Here is an 18150-nt window from a genome sequence, read left to right as displayed (position 1 = left end):
GTGAATAACCCCTTCGATGACACAACAGGGACCTTCCGCGTGCTGGTCAATGACCTGCAGCAGCATTCGCTGTGGCCGTCGTTCGCCGATGTGCCCGCGGGATGGGTCCTCGTGTTCGGACCGGCCAGCCGCGACGACTGCCTCGAATTCGTCGAGGAGAACTGGACGGACATCACTCCGCGCCGACTCACCGAGATCGCCTCATAGTGATTCGCCTGGAGAATCTGAGGAAGAACTATGGGGCCTTTCGAGCTCTCGACGGCATCAGCCTGGACATCGAGGAGGGACAGATCTTCGGTCTCCTCGGCCCCAATGGGGCCGGGAAGACAACGACCGTCAAGGTCCTGTCCACACTGATCCGCCCCGACTCCGGCACTGCCGTCGTGGCAGGCCACTCGGTGACCGCCGATCCCACTGCCGTCCGCCGCAGCATCGGCCTCTCCGGCCAGTACGCGGCCGTCGATGAGAAACTCACCGGTTACGAGAACCTCGTCATGGTCGCCCGCCTCTACGGGATGAGCCGCCGGGAATCGGCGTCCCGCGCCCGCGAGCTGCTGGCCGAATTCGGTCTCAGCGACGTCGCAGGCAAACGCGCAGGCGCCTATTCGGGAGGCATGCGGCGACGACTCGACCTGGCCTCGGCCCTGGTCGTGCGCCCGCCGGTCGTCATCCTCGACGAACCGACCACCGGGCTCGACCCGCGCGCACGTCTCGACACCTGGGAGGTCATCACCACTCTGGTCAGAGGCGGCACCACAGTGCTGCTGACGACCCAGTACCTGGAGGAGGCAGACCAGCTGGCCGATCGCATCGCCGTCATCGACTCCGGACACGTCATCGCCGAGGGAACCTCAACGGACCTCAAGGGCAAGCTCGGTGCCGAACGAATCACACTGACGCTGACCCACCGCGACTCCCTCGACAGAACCCTGCAGATCCTCGACCGCATCATCGGCGACTCCGCCCACCCGCAGACGGACTCGTCGGGACAGCGCATCACCGCGTCCGCACCACTGGGACAGCGGAATCTGCTGCAGGTCCTTGCCGCCTTGGATGAAGAGGGGCATTCCGTCACCGAGGCGGCCCTGTGCCGTCCCACGCTCGACGACGTGTTCCTCGATCTCACCGGACAGCCCACCTCGGCGAGGCCCGCACGGACACCGGCAGACACCGCCGAGGTGGGAGCATGACCGCACTCGTCTCCGCCGCTCGCGACAGCTCCGTCATCGCCTGGCGCAATCTGCTCACCGTCCGTCGGACTCCGGGCGCCCTGGTCACGGGAGTCGTCCAGCCGGTCATCTTCGTCTTCCTCCTCGCGTTCGTCTTCGGAGGCAGCCTCGGCGGCGGGCCGTACCGGGAGTTCCTCATCGGCGGGATCCTGGCACAGACGCTGACCTTCAATTCCTCCTTCACCGCCGTCTACCTCGCCAAGGACCTCCAGCTCGGACTCATCGACCGTTTCCGTTCGCTGCCGATGTCACGGGTCGCCGTGATTCTGGGCAGAACATCCTCGGACCTGGTCACCAGCCTCATCTCCGTGGCCGTGACGATGCTCTGCGGTCTGCTCATCGGGTGGCGCATCACCGAGGGATTCGGCTCAGCCCTGCTGGGCATCACGCTCCTGCTGCTCTTCAGCTTCGCCATGTCGTGGATCGGTGCGGTCATCGCACTGACGGCCAGGAGCGTCGAGGTGGCACAGAGCCTCGGCCTCATCTGGCTCTTCCCCGTCACCTTCATCTCCGGAGCCTTCGTCTCGATCGACACCCTTCCGGGCCCGCTGCAGGCGATCGCCGCGTGGAATCCCATCACCGCAGTCGCCACCAGTGTCCGAGAACTGTTCGGCAACGCACCGCCGGCCGGGTTCGTCACCAGCACGGGCTGGGCGGCCGACAACGCCGTCATCTATGCGATCCTCAGCTGCGTTGCGGTCATCGCCGTCTTCTCGCCCATCGCCGTCTCCCAGTACCGTCGGATCAGTCGGAGATGACGAGAGCCCCGATCGAATACCTCATCAGCGACATAACAGCAATCGAACGGGTGCTCGCCGAGCACCCGTGGCTCGATTCGCTGTTATCACCGGACGAGGCCGCTCGCGCGGACCGCTTTCGCAGACCCTCCGATCGGGCCGCGTTCCGAGGGGCGCATCTGATCTTTCGACTCATGGCGGCTCGCCGCCTAGGCGTCGACCTCGAAGAGGCCGGCGAATTGGAACTGACACGCCGCTGTCGTACGTGCGGCGGCCCTCATGGCAAGCCGACAGTCCCCGGGGCGGAGCTCAGCCTGTCTCGGTCGAACGGGGCCGTGGCGATCGCCTCGGCGCCTGGGACCTCACCGATCGGAGTCGACATCGAACAGGTCCCTCCCGATGTCTTCTCAGGCTTCGACGACTACGTCCTCGGCCCGACGGAAACTCTGACCGAGGGCGGCGATTCCGTGCGTCAGCGCGTCGACCTCTGGGTGTGCAAGGAAGCCGCGGTGAAGACCACCGGGCACGGGTTGTCCGTGCCGCCCAGTGATATCGAAATCATGGACCTGCCGTCGGGAATCGGCCCGCACGGACAATGGACGGCCACGATCGCGGCCCCCGGAAATTCCGAACTCGACGCACTCAACATCTCCCGGCTCACATGCCCTCGACCGTATGTCGCTGCGTTGTGCAGTGCCGATCGACTGCCCGTCGAGGCTGTCGGTCTGGAGGAGATTCTCGCCGGCCGGTGAGGACGCATGCAGCCCAGCAAGGTCAACGTCCTCAGGACGGATCCCGATCGCCGAGGACTTTCCCCGGGTTGAGGTTCTGCCCGGGGTCGGTGGCTCGGAATACGGCATCGACCATGAATGCCCCCGGCTCGCTGATGTCGTCGACGAGCCACGGCTGGTGTTCGGTGCCGACTCCGTGGTGGTGCGACAGGCCTCCGCCGGAGTCGATGAACTCCTGCTGAATGCTGTCCTTGACGTCCTGATACTCCGCCAGCGCTGTGTCCTCGTCCGTGTAGGGAATCGCGAAGGTGAAGTACAGGCAGGCGCCGCCGTGATAGCTGTGGGACAGATGGCAGAACATGAACCCCGGTCCGCCCTGCTCGCTGCGGGTCTGGCGGAATCGCTCGTGCACCCGAGCATGGACGTTCTTGAGATCTCCCCACGTCACTCCCGTTTCGCAGACATCGCCGAAGACCTTGTAGTTGAGCAGGAAGTCACGCAGATACGGGGTGTCGAACTTCTTCTGATCGTAGACGGCGCCGGGTCCGGAGCCGAGGCTGATTCCGCCTCGGTGAGCGATGAGTTCCTTCACCTCGGCCTTCTCACGTGCCACGCGCTCCTTCGACCCTTCGAAGCAGACGTATGACAGGCACATGCCTTCTGTCGTGTCCCACCCTTTGGACCGCAGGTAGGCGAACAGGGCGTCCTGACCGCGAGCCGCGATCGTTGCCTTCACACCCTTCGGCTCAGAGACCATCGCGAGACTGAACCGAGTCTCGGGCCCGTCTGAGAGACGGGTGAACGCGGGCGTGACCTCGGAACGGGCGATGTCGTGCATGGCCTCGACTCCACTCGCCCAATCGGGGAAGAGGTAGGCGATGACCTGCCGCACCTTCGGCAGCCGATGCACCTGCACCGTGCATTCCGAGATCACACCGAGACGGCCTTCGCTGCCGAGGACCATCTCATGCACCGAGGGACCCGAATCGCGGCCCGGAATGGGCTTGCTCATCATGACGCCACGAGGGTGGACGACGCGAAGACCACGCACGATGTCTTCGATGTCACCGTACTTGTCCGACTGCATTCCCGATGACCGGGTCGCCGCCCATCCGCCGAGGGTCGAATAGCTGAACGAGTCGGGGAAATGACCCATCGTCCATCCGCGAAGATTGAGCTGCTCCTCGAGGTCGGGCCCGTATGCTCCGGCTTCGACTCGGGCGAGGCCCGAATACTCGTTGATGTCGATGACTCGACGCATCCTCCCGAGATTCAGCGAGACGATGGGACGCTCCTCATCCGGGCTCGGGGTCACTGAGCCGGAGATGCACGAGCCGCCGCCATAGGGGATGAGGACGAGATCGCGGTCGAGCACGAGAGCGAGGACAGCGGCGATCTCATCCTCGCTGCCTGGGTAGACGACGGCGTCGACGAGGCGGGTGATCGGCTCGTGGCGCACCCGGTAGAGGTCCGGCAGGGAGCGGCCGAACGAATGGACCACGCGCAGTTCGTCGTCGACGCTGACATTGTCCGACTCGACCACGGCGCCGAGCTCGTCGATCAGCTTCGCTGACATGCGAGACTCGGGTATGTTCAGGTCGCTGAGCGCCGGCGTGGTCGGCCGCGGAGCATTCCAGAGGTCGAGACCGACTTTGTCCTTGGCGATCGCAGCGAAGTCGGGTTTGGTCTCCCACCGGAAGTCGACTCCTTCGGCTCCCCAGCCCCACCAGCGGTGCCGCTTGACGTCCTGCATTCTCATGGGTTCGCTCATTTCTTCGTCCTTTCCGGCGATTCGGCGTGTTCACTGCCGACACTGATGTCGTCGGCTCCCGTGGCGAAGAGCTCCGCCACGAGTTGCTGCACCCGCGCGGTGAGCTCATACAGCGATTCCTCTGATCGGGCGGTGACCGGTTCGCCGAAGACCACATGCACAGGTGGCCTGCCCGGCACCGGCCAGGCAGAGCCTTTGGGCATCGCTTCGTAGCCTCCGACGACGGCCGTCGGCACGATGGGGACAGAAGCATCGACGGCCAGCTTGATCGACCCGACCTTGAAATCAGCGATCGTGCCTGACTTCTGCCGACCGCCCTCGGGGAACAGCAGAACCGGCACACCTGAGCGCAGCAGAGCGCGGGGCAGATGCGCGCTGCCGCGTGATCCTTCGCGATAGATCGGAAACGCGTTGAAGAGCCACCGGACGAAGAGCCGCTTGTGCCATACGGTGAAGAAGTAGTCGTTGGCGACTCCGGTCGCAAGGAACCGCGACTGTCTGCGCGGCAGACTCTGCGCGATCATGGGCGCGTCGAGGTGCGAGGTGTGGTTGGCAATCACGAGAAAGCCTCGGTCGAGCTTGCGCACTCCTGGAGCGATCTTCACCGTCGGAGTGATCGTCGAACGGACGAGGCCGCGGAAGAGCACACGTTGGAGGAGGAATCGCATCGCGGCGCGCATGCGCGACCTGTACTTCGGCGGCGCCGGCGGGGAGAGAGTGTGATCAGTCATCTCCACTGGTTCGGAGCCGCTATCGCATTCGGATGGGCATTTCCCCGAATTTCTTCGACCGGTCGAGCGTCGCCGCCCTACCCCTCCTGCTGCCGACGAGAAGTGAGCAGAGCGGAAAGACGGTGGATTGCCGGACGCGGCAGCACCCGAAGCGTCGACGAGATCATCTTCCACCGCAGCTGCGGCACCGAGATCCTCTTCCCGCGAGCGACGTCTCGCAAGCACCCCTCCACGAGCATGTCCGCATCCATCCACAGCAGGTCGGGAATCGACGTTCCAGCGATGCCGGCTCGGGAATGGAACTCAGTGCGCACCCATCCGGGCACCAAAGCGGTCACACTCACCCCTGTACCTGCGGTCTGAACCGACAGCGCCTCGGAGTAGTTCTGCGTCCACGCTTTGATGGCGGTGTAATTGTTCTGCGTCAGCCCAGCGCTGACGGAGCAGACATTGATGATCCATCCCCGCCCTCGATGCTTCATCGCTCTGGCGGCAGCACCGCCGATGATCAGAACAGCGCGCTGCATCACTTCGAAGCCGCGATCATGTTCGGTGACATCCGGGCTGAGCAGGCTCGATCGGACCGAAAATCCCGCATTGTTGACCACGATGTCGATATCGGGTTCCGAACCGGGCTCCTCGATCCGAGCCGCCACGCGGGCCTGGGCATCTCGGTCGGCGAGGTCAGCCGCGATCGTATCGACATGAACGCCGTAGTCGGCGCGAAGCTGCTCGGCAGACGACTCCAGGGTGTCGGGGTCTCGGGCGACGAGGACAAGGCTGACACCGCGTCTGGCGAAAGCGCGGGCAAAAGCCGCACCGATCCCCGCAGTGCCACCAGTGATGAGGGCCACATTCATATTGCTACGATACAGGCATCCAAAAACCGGTCCGCACCGAATCAATTGTGTAAACCGCATCCGCGTTTCCACCGAATCGCGCTCTCTACCCGATAGGTTTCCGCATGCACCCCAGCCGATACCTCTTGACCGGTGCCACAGGGTTCCTTGGTCAGGCGCTGCTCCAAGCGCTCCTCGAAAGCGACTCGCACGTCGCCATCACTGCACTCGTTCGTCCCCGCGGAACACAGTCCGGACATGATCGACTGCAGCGGCTGCTCGGCAAGCCGGTCTTCGCTTCCTGGATCGATCGGGTCGGCGAAAAGACAGTGCGCGAGGCCTTCGAATCGCGGGTCACGGTACTCGAGGGGGATCTCGCTGATCTGCCGCCCCTGACCGATCGCTTTGACGTCGTCATCCACTCCGCGTCGAGCGTGTCGTTCGACGCCGCGATCGACGAGGCGTTCGACACCAATGTCGGAGGCGTCGAGCGACTCTACGCTGCCTTGTCGGAATCGCAGCAGAGCCCCCACGTCATCCATGTCTCGACAGCCTATGTCGGAGGGATCGCAAAGGGCGTCGCGCAGGAGTCCCGGTTGCGCCACACCGTCGATCATGACGATGAGTGTCGGGCGGCCAGACAGGCCAGGACCAGCGTCGAGGCCGAATCCCGGCAACCGGAGAAGCTGCGCCGATTCATCCGCACAGCTCAAGCACAGAGCTCTCGGATGGGCCCGAAATCGGTGGCCGCCGGGGCGGAAGCCGCCCGGGAGAGCTATGTGCGGGATCGACTCGTGGAGTTCGGACACACCCGTGCCCAGTCCCTCGGGTGGACAGACATCTACACCTTCACCAAGGCACTTGCCGAGCGGATCGGTGAAGAGTGGGCAGCCGAGGGGCATCAGGTCTCATTCGTTCGCCCGTCCATCATCGAATCCGCGTTCCGTCGACCGAGTCCCGGGTGGATCGACGGCTTCAAGGTCGCTGACCCCCTCATCATGGCCTACGCCAAAGGAAGCCTCTCGGAGTTCCCCGGGCACGCCGATTCGGTGCTCGACATCATTCCCGTCGACTATGTCGTCAATGTCATCCTCGCCCTTGCCGAACAGGGTCCACTCGAGCGGCAGCCGGCAGAGCACGACAGCAGCTCCGGACAGCCGGAGCAAGGTCATTCGGACTACTACCAGGTCGTATCGGGCACGAGCAATCCCCTGCCGTTCCACCAGATGGTCGGAACCGTCCGCGAGTACTTCCTCGCCCATCCCCTGCCTGACACAGAGGGGGTTCCCACGGTGGTGCCCGAATGGAGCTTCCCCAGCTCCGAACTCATCGAACAGCGCATCCGGCTGAAGGAACTGGTCACGGGCGTCGGCCGCGAAGTCGTCGAGCGGCTGCCCGCCTCGACGCGCACACGCGCTCTGACCTCACGGCTGCACAGAACCGACGCCAAACTGAAGTCACTGCGTCAGTTCGCCGACCTGTACCAGCAGTACACGAAGACGGAGATGATCTTCGATGATGCGAACACGAGACGTCTGCTTGAGCGACTGCCGGAGGACTGCCCGACCAACCGCAGGTTCGACGTGACCGAGATCGACTGGACGGAATACTTCCAGGACGTCCACATCCCGGCGATCACAGAACTCACCCGCAGCTATTCGCGCAGACGCCGCCAGAGCGAGGCCCCGCCCACTCCGCGTCCCCTGCCGCCCACTTCCGAGGCTCTGGCCGTCTTCGACCTCGACGGGACGGTGATTTCGGCGAACATCGTGCAGCAGTTCGCGGCGGTCGTGCGCGCCACGCAGCCGATCTACAAGTGGCCGGCGATGATGGCGACGATGGCCGGAGTCGTCCCCGGACTGCTGCGCGCCGAGTACCGCGACCGTTCGGACCTCATCCGCATGGTCAACCGTCGGTATCAGGGCTTCGAACTCGATGAGCTCCGAGCGGCCGTCACCGGCCGTCTCGGGCAGACGATCCGCGACTCCATCCGCCCCCAGGCCCGGCAGCTCATCGACGAACACCGCGCGGCCGGTCACCGCACGGTCCTGCTCACGGGCGCTCTCGATGTCCTCGTCGAACCTCTGTCCGATCTCTTCGACGAGGTGGTCGCAACCCGGATGGACGTCACCGATGACGGTGTTCTCTCGGGGTTCCTCGCGAGCCCTCCGCTGGTTGATGAGGCTCGGGCGAACTGGCTGCGCAAATACGCCGACACCGTGGGCGCCGATCTGGGACGTTCGACCGGCTACGGCGACTCTCTGGGCGATGCCGCATGGCTCGAACTCGTCGGCAGCCCCGTTGCCGTCACTCCGGATCTCGGTCTCTACGGCCTGGCACTGAAGAAGCGATGGAAAGTGATGGAATGGTGACAAGCGACAGAACACTCCACAACCCCCTCGTCGAACATCCGCCCGGGCACGTCAGAGGACGACTGTTCTCCGATGCAGAGCATCCCATCGTGCTCCGCACAGCATTCGATGTCGACGACTATCTTGCTCACGCTCGAGGACGCATCGAATTCGACTCAGAGCGCATCGAGGTGGCCGGGGACGTGGTACGCGATCTCGGCTTCCTATGGCGACTGGAGAACTCAGCGCTGGCCGAGACCCGGGCGATGTTCGCCTCCTGGACGTCCAACGAAGCGCGAATCACAGCCTTCGTGACGGGATGGGGCTACGAGCGGTACTGGTTGGCGCGGGCACTGCGCGACATGCTCGAAACCACCCTCAGCCCTGAGGACCTTCGCGGGGGCAGGTCACGGAGACTGCGCGGAATGTGGGTCGAACGGGGGCTGCCGATACTCGCACCTGTCGTCGGCGGACTGGTCAAGGAACCTCTCGCCGCCGGACACATGGCCAGGCTCGCGATACAGGAGGCAGGCCTCCAGGCAGCTGAACGGGCAGTGCGTACACGACTCAGCGGTGAAGCCGCTCGCGTCCTGACCGAGATCATCGACCGGCGCGAGGCGATCGTCCGCTTCTTCCGTTCGGAGGCGGTGGCTCGGATCCGACGATCACGGATCGAAGCCCTCACCGCTCGTGCTCACCTCATGCGGCCGTGGGCTCCTCTGAGGATCGTCGGAGTGCCCGAACCGGATGAGGCCAGCGCTCTGACAAGCATCTTCGCCTCTGCCTCCGACAGACAACACCTGATCGACTCGGATGCCGAGATCGGACGGTTCCTGCCGGGGAACCCTCAGCCTTCGATGAACCAAGTGACGGCGGCGCTGCGCTCGACGCGCAGAGCCCATGCTCAAGCAGGGAGAAACCATGGCCTTTGACTTCGACAAGTACGCCGAGACGTCCGAGGCGGTGAACTGGACCGATCTGGATCTCGATGTGTTCGATGACATGCCCTTGGACAGAGACACTCTCCGGTCGGTGCGATACATGTGCGACGTCGAATACCACACCACATGTTTCGTCAGGGAGCTGCTCGTCACTCCTTCACATCGCGAGGACGCCACGGCGGCATTCATGACCATGTGGAACCGAGAGGAGTTCTGGCACGGAGAGGCGTTGGCCGCCGTGCTCGAGAAACACGGAATCCACGTCGATTACGACGAGGTCAAAGCCAAGCGGATGAGCTTGGGGTGGAAACTCGCTCTCGGGCCTGCAAAGCAGTCGCTGCTGTCGAACATGGTGGGCACGGACTTCATTGCCGTGCATATGGCTTGGGGTGCGGCCAACGAACTCTCCGCCACAGCCGGATATCGCAGGATGGCGGCGATGCAGGGCCACCCGGTGCTCTCTCCGCTGCTTGAGCGCATCGCCAAACAGGAGACTCGACATGTGGCCTTCTACACGACTCAGGCACGACAGAGGCTCGAGGACAACCCACGAGCTCAGAAGATCGTGCGCCTGGCGCTGGGAAAGCTGTGGAAGCCCGTGGGCTCAGGGATGATGGACGATGCCGAAGTCAAGCACGTGATGAGTCATCTCTTCCAAGAGCACACAGACGAACTGGACAAGCTCGACAAGAGCGTCCAGAAGCTGCCGGGTCTGGATTCGCTGACCATCTTCCGCGATGCCTTCGCCCGCTTGGGAGTCGGCTGATTGCAGCCGATTCCGCGAAGGATTACTCAGGTTTCTTCTCCATCCGCCCATCCGAACCGGTCAATGCACCGAATACCCAGTACACAGCGAGCAATGGAGATCACTTCACAGCTGTGCGCGAATACGCATCACTGTTGATTAGGAGAAGAACAATGAAGACACTGCTTCGCACACGCACCGCCACCATCCTCTCGGCCGGCGCCATCGGTCTGTTGGCTCTGAGCGGCTGCGGAATGGATTCCGGTTCCGGCGGGGAGGAGTCCGGTTCGGAATCGGGCAGCTCCGAATCTCAGCCCGCTGACTCGGGCGAGTCCGAGATGCCAGACGAGTCCGGCGACTCCTCCATGGCCGATTCCGACCTCGTCGGCAAGGGCTGCTCGGCTTACGCGGAGGCGAACCCGGACGGGGCCGGTTCTGTCGAGGGCATGGGCCAGGATCCGGTGGCCACTGCCGCCTCGAACAACCCGATGCTCACGACCCTGACCAAGGCTGTCTCGGGCAAACTCAACCCCGATGTCGACCTCGTCGACACCCTCAACGGCGACGAGTTCACGGTCATCGCCCCGGTCGACGACGCCTTCGCCGATGTGCCCAAGGACGACCTCGACGCCCTGGCCAAGGACTCGGATCAGCTGACGAAGGTGCTGACCTACCACGTCATCCCCGGACAGCTCTCCCCCGATGAGATCGCCGGTGAGCACGAGACCGTCGAAGGTTCGAAGGTGAAGATCTCCGGTGAGGGCGAGGACATGAAGTTCGACGATGCCGGACTGGTCTGCGGCGGAGTCAAGACCGCCAACGCCACGGTCTACATGGTCGACGCCGTGATGATGCCCAAGGACTGACATCCCATACTCCTCGCAGCACCGGCCAGGGATCGATCAGACATATCGCGATCGGCCCCTGGCCACCCCTCCTTCCTCTCCTCACCACCGGAGAACGTGCCAGGCAATGTTCGGGGGATGAGAAGATTGGTGCATGAGTTCAGACGATCCGACGACGTTTCGACACAGTCCCCCGGGGTCTGCGCCGCAACCCCGGCAACCGGCCCCCACCTCGACGGACACCACGTCTGGAGACTACGGTTCGGCCGATCCCAGCGGTCAGCTGCTGCTGAGGATCAGCGAGGGTGACGCGGCGGCGTTCGAGGAACTCTTCACGAACCAGTCCAGGATCCTCATGGCCGTGATCGTCCGGATCGTCAAGAGCCAGTCACTGGCCGAGGAGGTCCTACAGGAATGCTTCACCGAGGTGTGGACTCGGTGCTCGGGCTTCAATCCCGCGAAGGGAACGGGCCGGGCATGGTTGATCACTCTGTGTCGCAGACGGGCCATCGACTGCGTGCGCAGCGTCCAGTCCCAGCAGGACCGGGACCTCGCCGATGGACTGCGGTCCACTGCCGAGGCGGGTGATGAGGTCGAGCAGACTGTGATCGACCGGGCGGAATCGGACCGGACAGTCTCGGCGCTGAAGGGACTGCCAGAGGATCAGAGCAGACCGATCGTCATGGCGTTCTATCAGGGTCTGACCCACGCTCAGATCTCGGAGAGCCTCAAGGTGCCGCTGGGCACCATCAAGTCACGGATCAGAGACGGAATGAAGAAGCTGCGAAAGGAATTGGAGGCGAGTCGATGAGCACCGATCGTGACTATCTGGCCGCCGGCCTGGCGCTCGGCGGACTCAGCGACTCCGAGCTCGCCGAGGCTCAGACGCTGGCCGACTCTGATGCCGACTTCCGTTCCGAGGTCGCCGCTTATGCCGACATCATGGCCGAAGCAGCCGAGTCCGACGAGCCGGTCGAGGTCAGCTCGGCGACCCGAGAGGCGATTCTCGCCATCCCCCAAACGCATGCGCAGCAGAGGTCGACGAGCGGGCCGCTGAGCCCGGCGACGCATACGCAGGCGAACTCGACTGCAGCGACCCCGGTCTCCCTCGCGCCTCCGACTTCGCTGGCCGACCACCGCGAGTCACGTCGTCGCTCCTGGTTGCCTTATGCGGCCGCCGCGGCCGCGCTCATTGTCGCTGCTGGATCCGGGGTGACCGTCTGGCAGCAGACGCAGCGTCAGAACCAGCTCGAGGAGGATCTCACCGCCGCGCAGCAGCAGCTCGACGATTCCACACGGCTGATGCAAGCCGACGATCTGCGCACGAGCACGGACGAGCTTCCGGAGGGAGGAACGGTCACCGTGTCATCCTCGGAGTCCGAACAGCTCATCCGGATCAGCCCCGACGGTGTCGGACGGGCTCCAGAGGGGAAATCAATGCAGATGTGGGTGATCAGCGATGAGGGGCCAGAAAGCGCCGGACTGATGACCGGAGAATCGACGACGATCGGCGGCCACACTTTCACCGACGGCAGCGTCTTCGGCATCACCATCGAGCCGGAAGGCGGATCCGATCAACCCACTACGGACCCGGTCGTGGCGATCAATCTATAGGGCCCGAGTTCAACCGCGAAGAGTTTTCCGTCCTTCGGGGGAGTTGCTCCAAGACAGGCGAACTTGACGGCGAAATGTAGCAATTGAATAACCTGCCGCCGGAATTTCACAAGTGCTACACTGGAGAGCAGAAGTAGGAGGTTGCTATGACTGCACAGGCGCATCAACCTATGGCCCAGGATGAGCAGGTGGATTTCGAAGGGCTGAGTCCACACGAAGTTCAAGACGCCATCCGACTCTACAAACAGCGCAAACGGCTCCGGGTCTCCGGTCGCGCCACGCTGCGAAAGCACATCGATCAGGACTATGTCGACAATGCGCAGATCGTTTCTGGAGCGACTCAGCGCCAGGCGGTCCGCAGTGGTGAGATTCGCAAGCGGCTCCTCGAGAGTGAAGGTGCGGCCACTTACTCGACCGTGGCTGACATGCGCGGCTCCAACGAGAAAGCCGCACGTCAGTGGGTATCGCGCCAGCGCCACGAACAGAGGCTATTCACCGTCGAGGCACAAGGGCGAGTCCTCGTACCCGCGTTTCAGCTCGACGACGAAGGCGACCTCGACAAGGCGGTCAGCATCACCATCGTCCAACCGCTGCTCAAGGCCGGCGTCCGACCGTGGGCAATCTGGGCATGGAGTACTCGGCCCACTGGACTGCTCAGTGGGCGGATCCCCGCCAAGCTGGTCCACGAGAAACCAGAGGTGGTTGAAAACTCGGTCAAGGTTCACATCGATGACCTCGACTTCCCAGCCGGCGCATGAGTCGCGCGTTCAAACCCGAGGCCCTGACCTGTCCGGAGCCGTCTACGTGCACGGTGGCGATCGGCGCACTGACTGACCTTGCCCGCAAGGGCCAGCTGCCGTCGACGACCATCGCCGCAGACACAGCCTGGAGTCGCGTTTATGACTCCCGGTTTGGACGTACGGAGTTCAACCCTGGGTTCGGCAACGCACGATTCTCCCCGTTCGACTCCGAATTGGGCGGGAACCGTGTTGCTGCTATCTACCTGGCCGAAACACCTGAGGCTGCCCTCCTCGAAGGAAGCCTTCGGGATGTCGACGTGGACGGCATTCCGGAGGCTGAGGAGGAAAGCTTCCACGGGCTTCTGCACGTCGAACTGCTCGCCTCGGAAGAGATGAAGGTTGCCGACCTTCGTGATCCGCAGTTGGATGACCTTGGACTGAAGCGGATGGCGATCTCGTCCAGCCCTAGTCAGCACTACCCCTGCACTCGCACTGTCGCCCAAGCCATCCATGCTTCGCCTCAGAACTTCAGTGGCATCATCTGGCATTCCCGTCAGGTAGAGGTCAGTCGATTGCCCCGAGCGCCCGTCGTTGTTCTCTTCGAAGAGCGTCTGTCTCGGGGCCGAGACGCATTCCGTCTCAACCCGGGACGGGACTCCATCGGCTCCCTTTACGAAGGTGAAGGACGAGTACAACTCGATACGCTGCTCGACCGACTCGGTGTGTCCGTCGTGGACTATTGGGATTAATGACGGCCAAAGTGACCAAGCAGGCCGCTCACCCTTGGACACCACAACCACCGCGGGTGTCGATGCCATCATCCTCAGGACGCCGGCACCCACAGTGGTTCGTATCGCCGAGGCAGCCAAGTTGTCGCAAGAAGCCCATACGGAACCAGTCACTGAGCGACGTATCCCCCGTCGACCGGCCATGTGGCGGCGTTGACGAAGGAGGCTGCGTCCGAGGCAAGGAAGCACACCACCTCGGCGACCTCTTCGGGAGTCCCAAGTCGACCGTTGGGCATGCGTTCGACCATCTTCCCTCGCACGGACTCGTCGAGTCCCGCAACCAGAGGAGTATCGACGTACCCCGGAGCGACCGCGTTGACCCTGATCCCATCCGGCGCATAGGTCAGCCCGGTCGAACGGACGAGGTTGACGATCGCCGCCTTCGACGCGGAATACGAAGTCGACCGCGCCTGACCGACCAACCCGAGGATCGACGACACGGCCACGATCGACCCGGAACCGACTGACCTCATACGCCGAAGAGCGTGCTTGAAGCACAGTGCGGTGCCCGTGAGATTGATGTCGATGATCTGCCGCCACCGGGCAACGTCGAGGTCATCGATCGGCGCCTTCGGTTCTGCGATCCCCGCATTCGCAACGAGGATGTCGAGCCCACCGAAGGTTGTCGACGCGTGGTCCATGAGCGCCTCAACATCCTCCTCGCTCGAGGCATCAGTCGGAATCGCGGCAACCTGCAGGCCATCCGCGGCCAGGTCATCCGCTCGTTGCTGAGCTTGAACGGAGATGTCACCGATCATCACCTTCGCCCCTCGGCGAGCGAGCATCTCCGCGATCGCCGCGCCGATCCCCGAGGCGGCCCCGGTGACGACAGCGGTACGCCCTTCAAACGTCTGTGTGCGCTCTGAGGCGGCCTCCGTCGCCAGCCCCGCTGCGGTCACGACCGCACCTGCTCGGCACGGGCAGCAGCACTCAGGCCGCCGTTCTCGGCTGCGAGATCGGCGATGTCCCGACCCATCCGGTAACCGAAGACCAGCGCGGGGCCGATATGCGACCCATAGCCAGGGTACCCCCCACCAAAGGCCGACACCGCCGAGGCGCCCACGGAGTACAGTCCGGGAATCGTCGTGCCGTCCTCCCGCACGACGCCCGAATGCCCGTCCGTCTGCAACCCGGCAAAGGATCCGAGATCACCCATCTGCACCTTCGCCGCATAGTAGGGAGCCTTATCCAGAGGAGCCAGATTGGGATTCGGCTTGTGCTCAGGGTCGCCCCGGAAATGGTTGTAAGCCGTCGACCCGCGCCCGAATTCCGGATCCTCGCCGACCCGAGCCCCTTCGTTGAAGCTCTCCACCGTGCTCCGCAAGTTCTCGGCAGGCACTCCGAGTTTCTCGGCCAGCTCCTCGAGGCTTCCACCGCGGATGAGGTATCCCGTGTCGTAGAAGTACTTGCGCGGGATCGGCCACGGCTTGGCATAGCCGATCCCGTACTTGTGCATGCATTTCTCGTCGGCGATGACCCAGGCTTCGGTGTGCCGAGCGCCCTTCTCGTGGTCGAGCATGGCTCGCCCGAAGTCGTGATAGCTCAGTGCCTCATTGCCGAACCGTCTGCCCTCGGAGTCGACGGTGATCATGCCCGGCAGGCCGATCTGCCGCAGGTGCGGGAACAGCCTCTGCCGCCCGTCGAGGTGTTTGAACACCGTCACCGGAGCCCACGAACCCGGAGTGAAGACATCGTTGTTGATGTAGCCCCCGGCGCCGATGGCCATTTCCGCCGACGTCCCATTGTGTCCCTGCGTCGGGGTGAAGTGGTTGTCACCGTTCGGGTCGTGGGGGAAGTACTTCGTCCGCAGCGCCTCGTTGCCGGTGAATCCGCCTCCGGCGAGCACCACACCGAGGCGAGCGCGTACAGTGCCCGCATTCTTGCCCGACAGCTCCGCACCGATCACCTCGCCGTTCCCGTCCTGGATGAGGCGATCAACTGGGGTCGACGTCCAGATCCGCACCCCGAGCTTGAGCGCCGAAGCGACCATGCGGGTGATCAGCGCCGAACCGTTCGTCCGCTTCAGCGGCTGCTGGGACACGGCCTTGTCGGCCCACGTCTTCAGCAGCTTGCGAGCAACATAGGTAAAGGACTTCACCGACTGATTCGAGTGGAAGAACTCGTTGAGATCCGGCCCCACCTGAGGCATGTAGCCGAACACCGTATAGGACGACAGATACGGCTGCAGCTCCTTGCGCCTGTCCCCCAGCATCCGCACGTCCGCATCGTCGGGGAGGATGGCGCGGCCCCCGATGCGAGCGCCGGGAAGGTCCATCTGATAGTCAGGAGCCTTTTCCGGGTAGACGAAGTTGACCTCGGTGTTGTCCTCGAAGAACGTGATCGCCTCGGGCACGGTGTCGAGGAAGTCGGAAACCCGTGACGAGTCGAAGGTGCCCGGAGACAATGCCCGCAGATAAGTTTCAGCTTCTTCGCGGGTGTCCTCGGTGCGTTCCGCTCCCTTGGGGTTGCCGGGCACCCAGGCCCATCCCGCCGAGATCGCGGTGGTCCCGCCGAAGTGCGGTGCCTGTTCGGCAACGATGACGTTGAGACCCTGGTGGGCCGCGGTGATCGCGGTGGCCAGGCCCGAGGCTCCGGAACCGACGACGAGCACGTCGCAGATCGCATCGGCACCATCGGTGAGGTCGGGGTGGGAGGTGGAAGTCATGGAGTGAGTTCTCCTTCTGTGTTGCTTGTGACGGATCAGAGGGTTGCGGCCGGAGCCGACACGGGACGGTCGTCCCATTCGCCGGTGGCCCGCAGATAGGGCTCACCGAGGCGGTTGATCGGAACGTGCGCCGTTTCCCTGGCGCTGATGCACGCGACGAGGGCGATCGCCGAGCAGATCGCGCCGAAGACGGCCACAGGAACCCACCCGTGCACGCCGTCGCCCATCATCATTCCGGCGATCGAGGGGCCGAATCCGGCGACAACGAGCCCGAGTTGGTTGCCCATGGCCATACCGGAGTAGCGGACGGGGGTGGCGAAGAGCTCCCCGAAGTACGAGGTCCAGATGCCGTTGAAGGTCGAGTACATGATCGTCATGAACGCGAACGAGGCGAGGGCGACGAGCCAGACGCTGCCCGAACTCAGCGCCATGAAGTAGAGGAAGAAGGTCACCGCAGTGCCGATGATGGATACGATCAGCAGAGGGCGGCGTCCCCATCGGTCGCTCAGCGCTCCGGCGAGAGGCATGACAAGCATCGAGAGTCCGATGGAGACAGCGTTGATCGTGAGGATCTGTGCCTGCTCGAAGTGTCCTGTGGTCGTCGCGTAGGAGAGACCGAAGACGGTGAAGAGCGTCTGCATCACCATGAAGATCGACATTCCCACAACCCGCAGAACGTCGAGTCCCTGGTAGCGCAGCACGTCCTTGGCCGGGAGCTTCTTGACCGCGCCCTCTTCCTGCTTCGCTTCGAATTCGGGAGTCTCGTCGAGGCGACGGCGGATCCAGAACGCGATGACGAGGACGACTGCCGAGAGCCAGAACGGGACCCTCCAGCCCCACGTCATCATCGCTTCTTCGGGCAGTGCCGTGACCGGGATGAACATGACGGTGGAGAGCACCATGCCGGCGGCGTAGCCGTTCATGACGAAGGAGGTGAAGAAGCCGCGGCGGCCTTCGGGCGAGTGTTCGATGGTCAGGGATGAGGCGCCGGAGGACTCCGCTCCGGCGGAGAAGCCCTGCGCCAATCGGCAGACGACGAGGAGGATCGGAGCGATGATGCCCACCGTCCCGTAGGTCGGCAGCAGTCCGACGCCGAGCGAGGCCAGCCCCATGATGAGCAGGACGATGAGGAGGACGTTGCGGCGACCGAGGCGGTCGCCGAAGTGTCCGAGGACGAGACCGCCGAGCGGGCGGGCCACATACGCGACGCCGAACGTCGCGAAGGCGGCAACGGTGCCCAGAGCCGGGTCCTCCGTGGGGAAGAACAGCTTGGGAAAGACCAGCGCGGCCGCGGTCCCGTAGATGAAGAAGTCGTAGTATTCCATGGTCGAGCCCATGAAGGCAGCCAACGCCGCCTTGCCTGGGGTCTTGCGCACTTCCACTTCGGCGTGGGCATCGTGTGAGAGGGACTTGGTCATGAGGT

At 63.8% G+C, this 18150-nt stretch carries 18 protein-coding genes; 12 read left to right on the top strand and 6 right to left on the bottom strand.

What is annotated here, in order from left to right; all coding sequences use genetic code 11:
- The 4 genes from AC239G_RS03235 to AC239G_RS03220 are packed head-to-tail and all read left to right on the top strand — an operon-like array spanning position 1 to position 2718.
- On the top strand, positions 1-207 hold the full coding sequence (locus tag AC239G_RS03235) for an MbtH family protein (RefSeq protein WP_172174762.1): 207 nt from the start codon (positions 1-3) through the stop codon (positions 205-207).
- Positions 207-1190 (top strand): ATP-binding cassette domain-containing protein, encoded by a 984-nt coding sequence (locus tag AC239G_RS03230; protein ID WP_487489803.1) that lies wholly within the window; start codon positions 207-209, stop codon positions 1188-1190. The genes AC239G_RS03235 and AC239G_RS03230 overlap by 1 nt, the downstream gene beginning before the upstream one ends.
- Complete coding sequence (locus AC239G_RS03225; RefSeq protein WP_487489802.1) at positions 1187-1987, top strand: ABC transporter permease; 801 nt, start codon at positions 1187-1189, stop codon at positions 1985-1987. Before AC239G_RS03230 ends, AC239G_RS03225 begins: the two co-directional genes overlap by 4 nt.
- Positions 1984-2718, top strand: coding sequence for a 4'-phosphopantetheinyl transferase family protein (locus AC239G_RS03220; protein ID WP_487489801.1), 735 nt, complete (start codon positions 1984-1986; stop codon positions 2716-2718). Before AC239G_RS03225 ends, AC239G_RS03220 begins: the two co-directional genes overlap by 4 nt.
- Positions 2719-2749: 31 nt before the next feature.
- Here AC239G_RS03220 and AC239G_RS03215 read toward each other — a convergent pair whose 3' ends face one another.
- From AC239G_RS03215 to AC239G_RS03205, 3 genes are all read right to left on the bottom strand, one after another.
- Positions 2750-4468 carry an FAD-binding oxidoreductase gene (locus AC239G_RS03215; RefSeq protein WP_487489800.1) on the bottom strand — a complete coding sequence of 573 codons (1719 nt, stop codon included), beginning with the start codon at positions 4466-4468 and terminating at the stop codon, positions 2750-2752.
- Positions 4465-5199, bottom strand: coding sequence for a lysophospholipid acyltransferase family protein (locus AC239G_RS03210; RefSeq protein ID WP_487489799.1), 735 nt, complete (start codon positions 5197-5199; stop codon positions 4465-4467). Before AC239G_RS03210 ends, AC239G_RS03215 begins: the two co-directional genes overlap by 4 nt.
- 77 nt (positions 5200-5276) lie before the next feature.
- Positions 5277-6059, bottom strand: a complete 783-nt coding sequence (locus AC239G_RS03205; protein WP_259358825.1) for an SDR family NAD(P)-dependent oxidoreductase — start codon at positions 6057-6059, stop codon at positions 5277-5279.
- Between the two features lie 104 nt (positions 6060-6163).
- On the opposite strand from AC239G_RS03205, the gene AC239G_RS03200 reads away from it, so the two are divergent.
- The 8 genes from AC239G_RS03200 to AC239G_RS03165 all read left to right on the top strand — a co-directional run bounded on the left by AC239G_RS03200 (position 6164) and on the right by AC239G_RS03165 (position 14023).
- Positions 6164-8410, top strand: coding sequence for an HAD-IB family hydrolase (locus tag AC239G_RS03200; RefSeq protein ID WP_487489798.1), 2247 nt, complete (start codon positions 6164-6166; stop codon positions 8408-8410).
- Positions 8404-9321, top strand: coding sequence for a hypothetical protein (locus tag AC239G_RS03195; protein WP_487489797.1), 918 nt, complete (start codon positions 8404-8406; stop codon positions 9319-9321). The genes AC239G_RS03200 and AC239G_RS03195 overlap by 7 nt, the downstream gene beginning before the upstream one ends.
- Positions 9311-10096 carry an acyl-ACP desaturase gene (locus AC239G_RS03190; RefSeq protein WP_487489796.1) on the top strand — a complete coding sequence of 262 codons (786 nt, stop codon included), beginning with the start codon at positions 9311-9313 and terminating at the stop codon, positions 10094-10096. Before AC239G_RS03195 ends, AC239G_RS03190 begins: the two co-directional genes overlap by 11 nt.
- A gap of 152 nt (positions 10097-10248) precedes the next feature.
- Positions 10249-10941, top strand: a complete 693-nt coding sequence (locus AC239G_RS03185) for a fasciclin domain-containing protein (protein WP_410709808.1) — start codon at positions 10249-10251, stop codon at positions 10939-10941.
- A 133-nt stretch (positions 10942-11074) separates the two neighbouring features.
- Complete coding sequence (locus tag AC239G_RS03180; protein WP_487489795.1) at positions 11075-11731, top strand: sigma-70 family RNA polymerase sigma factor; 657 nt, start codon at positions 11075-11077, stop codon at positions 11729-11731.
- Positions 11728-12534: an anti-sigma factor gene (locus AC239G_RS03175; protein ID WP_487489794.1), complete on the top strand. Its 807-nt coding sequence runs from the start codon at positions 11728-11730 to the stop codon at positions 12532-12534. The genes AC239G_RS03180 and AC239G_RS03175 overlap by 4 nt, the downstream gene beginning before the upstream one ends.
- Before the next feature lie 146 nt (positions 12535-12680).
- On the top strand, positions 12681-13292 hold the full coding sequence (locus tag AC239G_RS03170) for a hypothetical protein (RefSeq protein WP_420095212.1): 612 nt from the start codon (positions 12681-12683) through the stop codon (positions 13290-13292).
- A gap of 53 nt (positions 13293-13345) precedes the next feature.
- Positions 13346-14023, top strand: a complete 678-nt coding sequence (locus AC239G_RS03165; protein ID WP_487489793.1) for an RES family NAD+ phosphorylase — start codon at positions 13346-13348, stop codon at positions 14021-14023.
- A 149-nt stretch (positions 14024-14172) separates the two neighbouring features.
- Here the strand turns inward: AC239G_RS03165 and chcB2 are convergent, their stop codons facing one another.
- Genes chcB2 through AC239G_RS03150 form a run of 3 tightly spaced genes read right to left on the bottom strand, consistent with a single transcriptional unit; the run spans position 14173 to position 18145 of the window.
- Positions 14173-14961, bottom strand: coding sequence for a cis-4-hydroxycyclohexanecarboxylate dehydrogenase (gene chcB2, locus AC239G_RS03160; RefSeq protein WP_487489792.1), 789 nt, complete (start codon positions 14959-14961; stop codon positions 14173-14175).
- Entirely contained in the window at positions 14958-16727 is a 1770-nt protein-coding gene (gene chcC2 / locus AC239G_RS03155) for a 4-oxocyclohex-2-ene-1-carboxylate 5-dehydrogenase (protein WP_487489791.1), read from the bottom strand. Before chcC2 ends, chcB2 begins: the two co-directional genes overlap by 4 nt.
- A 35-nt stretch (positions 16728-16762) precedes the next feature.
- Positions 16763-18145, bottom strand: coding sequence for an MFS transporter (locus AC239G_RS03150; protein ID WP_487489790.1), 1383 nt, complete (start codon positions 18143-18145; stop codon positions 16763-16765).
- Between the last annotated feature and the right edge of the window lie 5 nt (positions 18146-18150).

Source organism: Brevibacterium sp. Lmc1 (genome assembly GCF_057654315.1).
The sequence above is the reverse complement of the archived record's forward strand: the minus strand, read 5'-3'. Positions and strand labels throughout refer to the sequence as shown.